This is a genomic window from Spirulina sp. CCY15215 (assembly GCF_016888125.1).
GTDB lineage: Bacteria > Cyanobacteriota > Cyanobacteriia > Cyanobacteriales > Spirulinaceae > CCY15215.
The window spans coordinates 1-12,004 of the sequence record NZ_JACSWA010000489.1; the positions used below are offsets into that span (position 1 = coordinate 1).

Sequence of the window (12,004 nt, forward strand, 5' to 3'; positions counted from 1 at the left end):
AGTGACCTTAAAATTGTTTAACTGCTAACGACAGAGCGAGGAACTAGCTTCGCATTCCAGGGTGTCGTGACCCAAATAACGTAGTACGCGGGGTACTGAGTCTGGTCAGAATGGCTTGTTAGATTTCTCTTTCAAGCCTCACGCCTTTAGGCTGAGGTTCCTGACACCAGTTATAAGCATCTTCTAAATCTAACTCTGCTTCGGGTGAAAGTAAAACTTGATAGGTCACTCTATTCCTGAAAAATCAATTACTTAAATTTTTGTTTAAAATCCTCCCATTTGGAAAAGCGATCGCGATTTTCTGCGTACAATTCCAAACGCCGGAATAATTCTTGTTTTTGACTATCGGTAATTTCCACCTCTTCTGAGGCGATCGCAATACTATCCCAAATATCTTGCACTAACTGAATTCGTTCGGAAATACTTAATTCTAAAACATTTCTAGGAAGTAAACTTTCCATAGATTTCGCTGCTAAACTCCATTTTTCATTATACTCGCTTTTCAAACAGCGATCGCATCCCCTTAAATGGTAGCCCACCACAAATCCGCGATCGACAACCGTTCTAAATTCACAGCCTCACCATTGCGAAACTCAACAAACAAGCGATCGCAAAACATTCAATATTGAGTAGCAGGTCGATCTACCGCGATCGCACCAAATAGCCGCAGCGATGTTCCCCATCATTAATCCAGTGGGTTCGTTCCACTGTACAATCGGGTAAGATTGCCTCAAACATTTCTAATTCATGGTCGCAAACCGTGGGAAAAGACTCGGCTACATCGGAAATTGCACAATTATGTTCGGCAAAAATATACTCTTCTTTCTGATTATCTCTCTCCTCATTTTCAGCAATTACCGGATGTAACTCTGCCATATAGCCTTCCTCTTGCCGAATCTTCACTAAAGTATCAATTCGTTCCTTTAAAGACTGTTTGCCAAGGCGATCGCGATATTCCTCTGCTTTTCTTTCCCACTGTTTGCGAAATATTACCCCAACTTGTTCCTCTCCTACAGTTTCTATCAAGGTATCGAGAAATGATACCGTAAACTCGCCGTAACGATGGGGAAAATGCTCTTTTCCTTGATGACTGAGAGAATAGTAATGCTGGGGGCGACCCATTCCCGCTTGTACTGATTTATACTCGATCAACTCAGACGTTTCTAAATCCTTGAGATGCCGTCGCGTTGCTTGAGGACTAATGGTGAGGGCTTCGGCTAATTCCTGCGCCGTTGCTTGACCCTGTTTGAGGAGATATTGTAGGATTTCTTCCTTTGTGGAAATATGCTGGCTTACGGTCATGATTTTCTCAGGCGATCGCGACTACAGAATAAAGATAAAAAATTTTGTGTCAGACTTTGACAACAGCTTTGTTGTTAATGTAGCCTATAATCAGTTAAACAACCAAATTATTGTTTAACTCACTGCCAAGCGGAGCATATCTAGGAGAACCCAACATCAATGAGCGCCACCACGGTTAAAACCCTCGTCAACCAGCCCTATAAATACGGTTTCATCACCGATATCGAAACCGATAGTATCCCTCGGGGATTGAGTGAAGATGTCATTCGCTTGATTTCCTCGAAAAAGAATGAACCGGAATTCATGCTTGAATTTCGCCTCAAAGCCTATCGACACTGGTTGGAGATGGAAGAACCGAACTGGGCGCACGTTGGCTATAATCCCATTGACTATCAGAATATCATTTATTACTCTGCTCCCAAGCAAAGTAAAGAAAAACTTAATAGCCTTGATGATGTCGATCCTGCCCTCCTCGAAACCTTTGAAAAATTAGGGATTCCTCTCTCGGAACAAAAGCGACTCGGTAATGTTGCCGTTGATGCTATTTTTGATAGTGTTTCCATCGGCACTACCTTTAAAGAAAAATTGGCCGAAGATGGTGTTATATTTTGCTCTATTTCCGAAGCATTACAAGAACATCCCGACTTGGTGCAAAAATATCTCGGTACTGTTGTCCCATCGGGAGATAACTTTTTCGCGTCCCTCAATTCTGCTGTTTTTAGCGATGGGTCTTTTGTCTATATTCCCAAAGGCGTAACTTGTCCGATGGAATTGTCCACCTATTTTCGGATTAATAATGGGGATACGGGACAATTTGAGCGCACTTTAATTATCGCAGAAGAAGGGGCATCGGTGAGCTACCTTGAAGGCTGTACCGCGCCGATGTACGATAGCAATCAACTTCATGCCGCGATCGTGGAACTGGTAGCCCTTGATAATGCTGACATTAAATACTCTACGGTGCAGAATTGGTTTGCAGGAGACGAAAATGGCAAGGGAGGTATTTACAATTTTGTTACCAAACGGGGCTTGTGTAAGGGGGTAAACTCGAAGATTTCTTGGACTCAAGTGGAAACTGGGTCTGCTATTACTTGGAAGTATCCCAGTTGTGTTTTAGTGGGAGATAATTCTGTCGGAGAATTTTATTCCATCGCCCTGACTAATAATAAACAACAGGCGGACACGGGGACAAAGATGGTGCATATTGGTAAAAATACCCGCAGTCGTATTATTTCCAAAGGCATCTCAGCCGGAGGTTCTCAAAATAGTTATCGCGGCTTAGTGAAAATGGGTGCAAAAGCAAAAGGGGCGCGTAATTACTCTCAATGCGATTCTATGTTAATTGGGGATAAAGCTGAAGCGAATACTTTCCCTTATATTCAGGTGCAGAATAACACGGCCAAGGTTGAACACGAAGCCTCTACTTCTAAAATTGGTGAAGATCAACTCTTCTATTTTGCCCAACGGGGAATTAGTTCCGAAGATGCTATATCTATGTTGATTAGTGGCTTCTGTAAAGATGTTTTTAATCAACTCCCGATGGAATTTGCGGCTGAGGCTGACAAATTATTGAGTCTGAAATTAGAAGGAACTGTGGGATAATTGGATCGGGTGGGTAATACTCCCACCCAATGCGATCGCATTTTCCCCCTTTTCCCTTTCCCAACCTAATTACCTATGATTAAAGAGAACAGCAAAGTTATTTTATCCGTCCGCAATTTAAACGCCAATGTTGAGGGAACAACCATCCTCAAAGGGGTTAATTTAGAAGTGAAAGCCGGAGAAATCCATGCCATTATGGGACGGAATGGTTCGGGAAAAAGCACTTTTGCGAAAATATTAGCAGGTCATCCCGACTATGAAATCACCGCAGGGGAAATAATTTTCCACGGAGAAAATATTTTAGACCTTGAACCGGAAGAACGGGCATTAAAGGGCATTTTTCTCGCCTTCCAGTATCCTCTCGAAATTCCAGGGGTGAGTAATTTAGATTTTCTACGGGTTGCTTATAATTCTCGTCGCAAACATTCAGGACAAGAAGAATTAGATGCCTTTGACTTTGAAGATTTAGTTGCAGAAAAGTTAGATGTGGTGAAAATGAATGCCAGTTTCTTAGAAAGAAGCGTTAATGAGGGATTTTCGGGTGGCGAAAAGAAACGCAACGAAATCTTACAAATGGCGCTTCTCGAACCCTCTCTGGCGATTTTAGATGAAACCGATTCGGGTTTAGATATTGATGCCCTGAAAATTGTTGCAAATGGAGTCAATCAATTGGCAAATCCCGATAATGCAACAGTGATGATCACCCACTATCAGCGTTTGTTAAATTATATTGAACCCGACTACATTCACGTCATGCAAACGGGAAAAATTTTGATGAGTGGTGGAAAAGAATTGGCGTTAGAATTAGAAGAGAAAGGTTATGATTTTCTCGATAACGAGGCATTAGTGGAGGTGGGAGTGTAATGGTTGTCGAAATTCCTACAAGTAGTTCTTCGCTTCAAGTCGATCGCGATCGCCCTCATAATGAATATTTGGGCAAACTTTTAAGACATAGCGAAGGACAAACGATTAGAACTTATCCTGAGATTTCTGGCTGGTTACAAGAGTTGCGCCAAAAAGCAGCTTATGATGTAGTTCGGCAGCATTTACCGACGCGACGGGATGAAGATTGGCGCTTTACGGATCTATCGGCATTATTGGCGATCGAGTTTTCCCCAGCCCAACCGGTTAAAGTAGATGAAAAGGCGATCGCGCAGTTTATTCTCCCAGAAGCCTCCCACAGTCGCATTGTTTTTATTAATGGCATTTATGCGCCAGAATTGTCCGATACTTCTGCATTACCGGAAGGGGTATTTGCGGGCAATTTAACTCAGCTTCCCCTGGAAGATAGTTACGATGCGATGAAATATATCGTGCATCAAGATGGGGAAAAAGAAGTTTTTACCGCCCTCAATACGGCAGGATTTCCTGATGTGGCGATCGCCTGGGCTAAACGAAATGTTATTGTTGAAACCCCAATTCATATTCTCTTCCTCACAAACCCAGAAACAACTCCCACTTTTTGTCAACCGAGAGGCTTAATTGTCGCCGAAACAGGGGCGAGTTTACAGGTCATCGAACATTATGGGGTGATTCAGGAAAACTGTCCCGATATGTCCAGCGATCGCCCTTATTTTACCAACTCCATGACGGAAGTTTTCGTGCAAGATAATGCCCGCATCAATCATACTCGCAACCAGCGAGAATCGGGAGATGGCTTTCACATTGGCAAAACAGCAGTCTCTCAAAAACGCAACAGTCACTACACTTGTAATGCCATTTCTTGCGGGGGAAAAGTGTCTCGCCATAACTTAGGAGTTTGGCAGAAAGGGGAACAAACGGAAACTTTTTTGAATGGTTTGACGGCGATCGCCAAGGAACAAATTTCTGATACCCACAGTGCTATTTTTCTCGATCATCCCCACGGGACAACGGATCAACTACATAAGTGTATTGCAGATGATAAAGCCCACATCATTTTTGATGGTAAAGTCTTCGTTCCTCAAAATGCCCAATTAACCAATGCTGCCCAATTAAATCGCAATTTACTGCTGTCTCCAAAAGCACGGGTAGATACTAAACCCCAGCTACAAATTACAGCAGATAATGTTAAATGTACCCACGGTGCTACTGTCAGTCAAATTGACACAGATGAACTTTTTTACCTACAAAGTCGCGGCATTAATCTCGATAATGCGAGGAATTTACTCTTAGATGCTTTTGCAGCAGAAGTCCTCGATCGCATTCCCATTCCTTCACTGCAAAAAAATCTTGCTCAATGTATCGCTTGTCGCACATTTTAGTTGTTCGATTCCCCCTACCCCCCTTAATAAGGAGGGTGTCCGGAGGACGGGGGGATTTTAACTGTTCATTGTCCATTATTCATTGCTGATTGAAATGACTCTACTGCAAGAAAAAACCCTCGGCGATCGCCTTCGTGTTGACTTCCCTATTCTATCGCGAGATGTCTATGAAAAGCGCTTAATTTATTTTGATAGTGCTGCAACTTCCCAAAAACCTCACGCGGTTTTAAATGTTTTGCGGGATTATTACGAGCAAATTAATGCTAATGTTCATCGAGGGGCGCACGCATTAAGTGCAGAAGCTACCGATGCTTATGAGGGGGCGCGAGATAAGGTTGCTGGCTTTATAAAAGCGCGATCGCGCAATGAAATTGTTTATACGCGCAATGCCACAGAAGCAATTAATTTAGTGGCCTATAGTTGGGGTTTAAATACGTTAAAACCAGGGGATGAAATTATTGTTTCTGTTATGGAACATCACAGTAATTTAATTCCCTGGCAAATTGTAGCACAAAAAACAGGGGCAATTCTCAAGCACGTTCAACTCACAGAAACAGAAGAATTCGATCTCGAACAATATAAAACCTTGCTTTCGGAACGAACAAAATTAGTATCAGTTGTTCATGTTTCTAATACTTTAGGTTGTATTAACCCTGTAGAAGAAATCATTAAACTTGCCCATCAATACGAGGCAAAAGTTCTCATTGATGCTTGCCAAAGTGTACCACATTTACCCATTAATGTGCAAGCAATGGACTGCGATTGGCTGGTGGCTTCGGGACATAAAATGTGCGCCCCGACAGGAATTGGATTTCTCTATGGAAAACTAGATTTATTGGAATCAATGCCGCCTTTTTTAGGAGGAGGAGAGATGATTCAAGATGTATTTTTAGATAGTTTTACTTGTGCGGAATTACCCCATAAATTTGAAGCAGGAACCCCAGCCATTGGAGAGGCGATCGCCTTGGGTGCAGCAGTGGATTATCTTTCAGGTATTGGCATGGGAAATATCCACGCTTATGAAGAAGAATTAACGGCATATTTGTTTAAAAAACTAGCAGAATTTCCCAATTTACGAACCTATGGACCCAAACCCGATCGCGAGGGTAAAGGTAGGGCTGCATTAGCGGCATTTAATGTGGCAGGATTAAACGCCAGCGACCTTTCTACCCTATTAGACCATGAAGGGGTTGCGATTCGTTCTGGACACCATTGCACCCAGCCCTTACATCGCATTTTAGGGGTGACGGGAAGTGCGCGATCGAGTTTATATTTTTACAATACCCGCGACGAAATTGATCGCTTTGTTATTGCTTTAAAAGATACAATTGATTTCTTTAAAAGTGTTGCAGAATAGTTTGATTTTTCTATAGTGACAGTTTATTAATTGTCACTATAAAAGTCTCTCAAAATTCGTTTTAAAAGGAAAAAACGAGTTATTTTTATTGTCATTTTGTCCGGAAATTCAGAAGCAAGATTAGTAGGTTGATATTACTCGACTCAAATACTAGCTCTTCTTGTGACTATGTTTCCCGTGCAGTACCGTTTCGACACATTCCAAAAGCTCCCTCTTCTCACTCAATTGATGCTAATTGCATCAATTCGCCGTAACCCGCTTTATGCTGGCGATCTCGACTATATTGAGGGTTTAAAGTGCATTCATGCAGACTGTCTCAGTAAAGCCAAAACTGAGGACAAACAGGCTTACGATCGCGCGATCGCCACTTGGGTGTCTCAATAAATCTGGCGATCGGCTATATTTAGGAAGATATGAACCTAAATATTAATATATTCTTGCCGATCGCCATGACGAATTTGGAGCAAAGACATCCCCGAGAAAAATTGGATATGTTCGTGGTTGAAAAAATCAAAAAAGAACGCAACGATTATAATATCGTTGAATTGGCACGTCTTCGCATTCGCTATCATAACTTTCCAGGTGCAAGACCACTACAACAGGAACTCGATCGCATTCTACAAGATTGGGGCTTAACTGAAGAAGAGTTATTTGCTTTATCGCGAGAGATTCATAGTCAAGGAAATATCTATCGACGCACTCCCGATGGCGAAGAAAAGCAAGATTGGAGCTAAATTGAGTTATCAATTAGTTATCAATTAGTTATCAATTATCAATGGGGAAGAGAGAATGAGTAACAATCATCCATTATTCATTTTATTTGCTCAACATGGCTGGGCAGATACAAATCAACCCATTCAATCTTTAGCTCAATCCCTTGCACCTTCAGAAGGGATTATAGCACCGAATTTGGGATGGTTCAAAACTTGGTGGAGAATTGAACCCCTCATTCAAAAAGTTGAAGATATTGCGATCGCCACTTTACAAAAATATCCTAATACTCCTTGGCGCATTATTGGTCACTCTATGGGGGGGTTAATTTGGGTAGAATTGCTGCATAGACATCCCGAATGGCGATCGCGGGTTCATTCCTTAATTTTAGTCGCTTCTCCCATTGGTGGCTCTGATTTAGGGTACTTGTTAGATATTTCTTTAATAGGGCTGGGTATCGCTAAAGATTTAAGCATAAATCGGCGGGAAATGGTCGAAGAAATTGCTCGAGAAATTCCCACCCTTGCGATCGCAGGAGATATTGACGGAGGAAGCGATGGTACAGTAGTTATCGGTTCGACACAATGCGATCGTGCTAAATTTATTACTATTCCCATCTCTCATCCCGAACTAAAAAATCATCCTAATTTAGTTCCAATCGTGCAAGAATTTTGGTTAAATCCTCTCCTAACTGCTCCTCCTAAATTAACCCTAAAAGTTGAATTAATTCAACAATTGAGACATATTCCTGGAGTCTTTGATGCTCATCCGCGAGACTTTACCCGCGCCAGAATTGCCGCTAATTTTCCCGAAGAAATTACCCTAAAAACTTGGAAAAATCCCCTCAATCAATTGCAGCACATTTTTTTAGGCGATCGCAACAACCAATGTATTTATAGTGCCTTTGTCAGTTGGGAAAAATATGCAGAATTCCAACAAAAACTTGCCCAAATTATCAAGGGATACTCATAAAATTTTCTTCTGTCCACCAAGCGATCGCGAATCTCTTTCTACCCCATTTTTACCTTAAGTATTATTAGCCAAGTATTCCAAACGTTGCTGCTGATCCTGAGAGATACAGGCTTGGATAATGATATCAATATCCCCGGTTAAAGCACTATTTAAAGTGAAATTTTGACCCAAACGGTGATCCGTGACTCGGTTATCTTTGTAATTGTAAGTGCGAATTTTTTCCGATCGCGATCCCGTCCCCACCTGCGATCGCCGCAGATCCGTAACAGCATCCTTTTGTTCTTGCAATTTAATATCATATAACTTAGCACGTAGAATCTGCATAGCACGCTCTCTGTTTTGTAACTGCGATCGCTCTTCAGTACAAAAAACCCGAATCCCCGTAGGCTTGTGCATCAAATCCACTGCTGTCTCAACTTTGTTCACATTTTGTCCCCCTGCACCCCCAGATCGTGCCGTAGACATTTCGATATCTTTAGGATCGATATGAATTTCCACATCATCCACTTCCGGCATAATTGCCACGGTTGCAGTAGAAGTATGAACCCGTCCCCCGGCTTCCGTTGCAGGGACGCGCTGCACCCGATGCACTCCCGCTTCAAACTTCAACTTACTATAAACGCGATCGCCTTGGATTTCCAAAACAGCTTCCTTAAATCCCCCCTGCTCGGCCAAAGATTCACTTAAAAGCGAAATTTTCCAGCCTTGAGACTCAGAATAGCGAGAATAGATATTCACTAAATCCCCAGCCCAAATTCCGGCTTCATCTCCTCCCGTCCCAGCACGAATTTCCAGCATGATATTTTTATCATCATTGGGATCGCTAGGAAGCAACAAGATTTTTAATTGTTCTTCTAACTCAACAATTTGCTGCTCTAACTCCTTAATTTCCAAAGTAGCCATTGACTGCATCTCGCGAGCATCACTGACCTCTTCTTTGAGAGTTTCTTGAGCATTCCCTGCTTCTTCTTGGGCTTTTTGCTTGGCTTCTTTCAAAATTTCCTTAGCTTCTTTGAGAATTTCTTGAGAACCCAGCAATTCTTCTTGTGCTTTTTTCCAAATGTCGTAAGTGTTAACCGTTTCCTCCAGAGAAGCCCGCGCTTTTGCAACTTTTTGCAACTCATCGGGATTGGTTACGACATCGGGATCTGCAAGACGAAGAGATAATTCATTAAATGTTTGTTCGACGGATTTTAATTTATCCAGTAAATAAGATTCAGCCATGATGCTTCTCCACAATAAAAAACCAAAGAAATAGAAGTACAAAAACGCAATTAACCCAGCAGATTTTCTGCTGGGTTAATACAAGCAAAATTGCAGCTATTTTTCTTCGGCTTCAGCTTCAGTCTCAGCTTGAGTTTCTGCACTGGTATCGAGCATACCAAACTTACGCATAAAGCGTTCGACCCGACCTTCTGCGTCAATAATTTTCTGAGTCCCGGTGTAAAAAGGATGATTTCCCGACCAAATTTCTACATTAATTTCTGGCTTGGTCGAACCAACTGTCGCGACAACTTCGCCGTTACAGATGACCTTTGCTTCGGGATACCATTCGGGATGAATACCTGGTTTGGGCATTTGCGATCGCTCTCCTATTTCTTGATGATAATTTTAACAAAAACTGGGTAATAATTGCTTAACGCTTGGAGTATTGAGGAGCCTTACGCGCTTTTTTCAATCCATATTTTTTGCGTTCTTTGGCTCGCGGATCGCGGGTTAAATAACCTTCAATTTTCAAAGGTTGGCGATTCGCCGGATCTAGTTGACACAAGGCTCTAGCAACCCCTAATTTTACCGCTTCTGCCTGTCCGGTTAACCCTCCCCCATGAGCATTCACGAGAACATCGTACTCATTTTCCATGCCCAATGTTCCCAAGGGCGCTTTAATTGAGGCTAAATATTTGGGATTGTAATTAAAGTAATTATCCCCTGGTCTTTTATTGACCACAATTTTACCGTCGCCAGGAACGAGACGCACTCGAGCCACCGCATTTTTGCGCCGTCCCGTTCCCCAATACACAACTTTATCGTTGATGTCTTCAGACATGAATAATCTTCCTTATTAAAAATGAACAAATCGTTAATGATTAACGAGTTTTGGGTATGGTATTTAGGGTGAGGATTTCAGGTTTTTGAGCCTGTTGTTTATGATTGGGACCTGCATAAACATTCAATTTTGTAAAGAGTTTGCGACCCAAAGAATTTTTCGGCAGCATTCCTTTCACGGCCTTTTCAATGATGCGTTCGGGAATGCGCCCTTGCAGTTGATTGAATGTTTCCACCTTCATCCCCCCTGGTCTACCAGAGTGACGACGATACAGTTTTTGACTGGGCTTTTTCCCCGTCACGACGACTTTTTCCGCATTGATAATAACGACAAAATCTCCCGTGTCCATGTGGGGAGTAAAAGTCGGTTTATTTTTCCCCCGCAAGATGTTCGCCACTTCCGTCGCCAACCGCCCCAAACGTTGGTCGGCGGCATCGATGACGTACCATTTTCTCTCTAGGGTGTCTTGAATCGGTAAAATTGTTTTTTCCACGATCAGTTTGTAGGTTTAATGATTGACAATAAAGGTGGGCTGAGTGTCATACCAAATTTCTTTGGTAAAGGGAAACTCATCATAACCGACTCTCAGCAGGCATAAACCCTTGGCTGGAGCCGAATATTTGACTAATTCTCGTCGTTGGTTGACCCAAATATCGGTAAAATTTTCCAGCGATCGCGTCCCGTTGCCAACTTCTACTAACAGTCCCACTAACAGCCTTACCATGCCGTATAAAAATCCGTCAGCTTGAATCTCAATACGCAGTAAAGCGCCATCCCTTTGACATTCTACCGCTTGAACGTTAACCCAAGAGTGTTTTCTGTCAGATCCGGCTCGGCGAAAAGCAGCTAAATGGTGTCGTCCCAAAAGGGGGTCGAGTGCCTGCTGCATCAGAGTTTCATCGAGAGGCAGTTGATAGTAGTGCCAACAAAAGGGCTTAATAAACAGGTTGGGACGCTTATCCGTGTAAAAAATATAGCGATAGCGCCGCCATCGGGCGGAAAAGCAAGCGTGCCAATCTGGAGCAACTTCGGCAGAGGCTCGGATGAGAATATCCTCGGGCAAGTTGTTATTGAGAATTGTCGCCCATTTACAGGCAGGAATCGGACTGGTGACATTAAAGTGGGCAACCTGTGCTGCACCATGAACGCCGCTATCGGTACGTCCTGCGCCGCGAATGGTGACGCGATCGCCGCTCACTCGCGCGATCGCCTCCTCAATTTCTGCCTGCACGGTACGCCCTTCAGGTTGTCGCTGCCAGCCATGAAAATGCGTCCCTAGATACTGAATGACAAGGGCGATACGCTTACTTTCCGGTTTGGGACTTAACCTTGACATAACCATGAGTTGAGTAACAACAAATTCAGGGAAAAATCAGTAATGTCATTCATTCTTTTCCCCATTCTTCTGTTGTTAATCTACTAACTCGATAATAGCCATTTCCGCATTATCACCCCGACGGCGAATCGTCCGCACAACGCGGGTATAGCCCCCATCGCGATCGCTATAGCGATCGCCTACCTCATCAAATAGGGCTTTGACGAGGGTTTTATCATAAAGATAGCTCAAAGCACGCCGACGGGCGGATAGAGAACCATCTTTAGCCAAGGTAATCATGCGATCGACCTGCGATCGCACGGCTTTGGCTCTGGCTTTAGTGGTTTTAATTTGGCCGTTCCGGATCAGTTCTGTTGCCAGCGATCGCAACAAGGCTTTTCTCTGATCGGCAGGTCTCCCCAATCGGGGGACGCGACATTGATGGCGCATTGTTC

Annotated in this window: 15 protein-coding genes; 7 read left to right on the plus strand and 8 right to left on the minus strand. The window is 43.0% G+C overall.

All coding sequences use genetic code 11. The features are described 5' to 3' along the window. Positions 1-248: 248 nt before the first annotated feature. Complete coding sequence (locus JUI58_RS16375) at positions 249-539, minus strand: addiction module protein (protein WP_204104874.1); 291 nt, start codon at positions 537-539, stop codon at positions 249-251. Positions 540-642: 103 nt separating this feature from the next. Then, a complete protein-coding gene (gene sufR / locus JUI58_RS16380) occupies positions 643-1,302 on the minus strand; it encodes an iron-sulfur cluster biosynthesis transcriptional regulator SufR (RefSeq protein WP_204104875.1) in 660 nt (219 codons plus the stop codon). A gap of 159 nt (positions 1,303-1,461) precedes the next feature. Here sufR and sufB point away from each other — a divergent pair, with 159 nt between their 5' ends. From sufB to JUI58_RS16415, 7 genes are all read left to right on the plus strand, one after another. After that, positions 1,462-2,904 (plus strand): Fe-S cluster assembly protein SufB, encoded by a 1,443-nt coding sequence (gene sufB, locus JUI58_RS16385; RefSeq protein WP_204104876.1) that lies wholly within the window; start codon positions 1,462-1,464, stop codon positions 2,902-2,904. A gap of 75 nt (positions 2,905-2,979) precedes the next feature. Then, on the plus strand, positions 2,980-3,768 hold the full coding sequence (gene sufC, locus JUI58_RS16390; protein ID WP_204104877.1) for a Fe-S cluster assembly ATPase SufC: 789 nt from the start codon (positions 2,980-2,982) through the stop codon (positions 3,766-3,768). Next, positions 3,768-5,147: a Fe-S cluster assembly protein SufD gene (gene sufD / locus JUI58_RS16395; RefSeq protein ID WP_204104878.1), complete on the plus strand. Its 1,380-nt coding sequence runs from the start codon at positions 3,768-3,770 to the stop codon at positions 5,145-5,147. Before sufC ends, sufD begins: the two co-directional genes overlap by 1 nt. A 94-nt stretch (positions 5,148-5,241) precedes the next feature. Then, complete coding sequence (locus JUI58_RS16400; protein WP_204104879.1) at positions 5,242-6,504, plus strand: SufS family cysteine desulfurase; 1,263 nt, start codon at positions 5,242-5,244, stop codon at positions 6,502-6,504. 228 nt (positions 6,505-6,732) lie between these two features. Continuing rightward, positions 6,733-6,888 (plus strand): hypothetical protein, encoded by a 156-nt coding sequence (locus JUI58_RS16405; protein WP_204104880.1) that lies wholly within the window; start codon positions 6,733-6,735, stop codon positions 6,886-6,888. A 29-nt stretch (positions 6,889-6,917) separates the two neighbouring features. Beyond that, entirely contained in the window at positions 6,918-7,238 is a 321-nt protein-coding gene (locus JUI58_RS16410) for a DUF3288 family protein (RefSeq protein WP_239121527.1), read from the plus strand. Positions 7,239-7,293: 55 nt separating this feature from the next. Then, positions 7,294-8,187 (plus strand): alpha/beta hydrolase, encoded by an 894-nt coding sequence (locus JUI58_RS16415; protein ID WP_204104881.1) that lies wholly within the window; start codon positions 7,294-7,296, stop codon positions 8,185-8,187. A gap of 54 nt (positions 8,188-8,241) precedes the next feature. Here the strand turns inward: JUI58_RS16415 and prfA are convergent, their stop codons facing one another. The 6 genes from prfA to rplQ form a co-directional block, all read right to left on the minus strand. Next, positions 8,242-9,411 (minus strand): peptide chain release factor 1, encoded by a 1,170-nt coding sequence (prfA, locus tag JUI58_RS16420; RefSeq protein WP_204104882.1) that lies wholly within the window; start codon positions 9,409-9,411, stop codon positions 8,242-8,244. A 96-nt stretch (positions 9,412-9,507) separates the two neighbouring features. After that, positions 9,508-9,765, minus strand: a complete 258-nt coding sequence (rpmE, locus tag JUI58_RS16425) for a 50S ribosomal protein L31 (RefSeq protein WP_204104883.1) — start codon at positions 9,763-9,765, stop codon at positions 9,508-9,510. A gap of 58 nt (positions 9,766-9,823) precedes the next feature. Then, positions 9,824-10,234 carry a 30S ribosomal protein S9 gene (gene rpsI, locus JUI58_RS16430; RefSeq protein WP_204104884.1) on the minus strand — a complete coding sequence of 137 codons (411 nt, stop codon included), beginning with the start codon at positions 10,232-10,234 and terminating at the stop codon, positions 9,824-9,826. Positions 10,235-10,274: 40 nt separating this feature from the next. Further along, positions 10,275-10,727, minus strand: a complete 453-nt coding sequence (rplM, locus tag JUI58_RS16435) for a 50S ribosomal protein L13 (RefSeq protein WP_204104885.1) — start codon at positions 10,725-10,727, stop codon at positions 10,275-10,277. Between the two features lie 15 nt (positions 10,728-10,742). Next, on the minus strand, positions 10,743-11,570 hold the full coding sequence (gene truA, locus JUI58_RS16440; RefSeq protein WP_204104886.1) for a tRNA pseudouridine(38-40) synthase TruA: 828 nt from the start codon (positions 11,568-11,570) through the stop codon (positions 10,743-10,745). A 75-nt stretch (positions 11,571-11,645) separates the two neighbouring features. Next, the gene (gene rplQ, locus JUI58_RS16445) at positions 11,646-11,999 is read right to left on the minus strand and encodes a 50S ribosomal protein L17 (protein ID WP_204104887.1); all 354 of its coding nucleotides are present in this window, start codon (positions 11,997-11,999) and stop codon (positions 11,646-11,648) included. Between the last annotated feature and the right edge of the window lie 5 nt (positions 12,000-12,004).

Excerpts from the sequence above, each read along its gene's own strand:
- sufR (WP_204104875.1), bottom strand. The coding sequence starts at position 1,302 with ATGACCGTAAGCCAGCATATTTCCACAAAGGAAGAAATCCTACAATAT.
- sufB (WP_204104876.1), top strand. The coding sequence starts at position 1,462 with ATGAGCGCCACCACGGTTAAAACCCTCGTCAACCAGCCCTATAAATAC.
- sufC (WP_204104877.1), top strand. The coding sequence starts at position 2,980 with ATGATTAAAGAGAACAGCAAAGTTATTTTATCCGTCCGCAATTTAAAC.
- sufD (WP_204104878.1), top strand. The coding sequence starts at position 3,768 with ATGGTTGTCGAAATTCCTACAAGTAGTTCTTCGCTTCAAGTCGATCGC.
- JUI58_RS16400 (WP_204104879.1), top strand. The coding sequence starts at position 5,242 with ATGACTCTACTGCAAGAAAAAACCCTCGGCGATCGCCTTCGTGTTGAC.
- JUI58_RS16405 (WP_204104880.1), top strand. The coding sequence starts at position 6,733 with ATGCTAATTGCATCAATTCGCCGTAACCCGCTTTATGCTGGCGATCTC.
- JUI58_RS16410 (WP_239121527.1), top strand. The coding sequence starts at position 6,918 with ATGAACCTAAATATTAATATATTCTTGCCGATCGCCATGACGAATTTG.
- JUI58_RS16415 (WP_204104881.1), top strand. The coding sequence starts at position 7,294 with ATGAGTAACAATCATCCATTATTCATTTTATTTGCTCAACATGGCTGG.
- prfA (WP_204104882.1), bottom strand. The coding sequence starts at position 9,411 with ATGGCTGAATCTTATTTACTGGATAAATTAAAATCCGTCGAACAAACA.
- rpmE (WP_204104883.1), bottom strand. The coding sequence starts at position 9,765 with ATGCCCAAACCAGGTATTCATCCCGAATGGTATCCCGAAGCAAAGGTC.
- rpsI (WP_204104884.1), bottom strand. The coding sequence starts at position 10,234 with ATGTCTGAAGACATCAACGATAAAGTTGTGTATTGGGGAACGGGACGG.
- truA (WP_204104886.1), bottom strand. The coding sequence starts at position 11,570 with ATGTCAAGGTTAAGTCCCAAACCGGAAAGTAAGCGTATCGCCCTTGTC.
- rplQ (WP_204104887.1), bottom strand. The coding sequence starts at position 11,999 with ATGCGCCATCAATGTCGCGTCCCCCGATTGGGGAGACCTGCCGATCAG.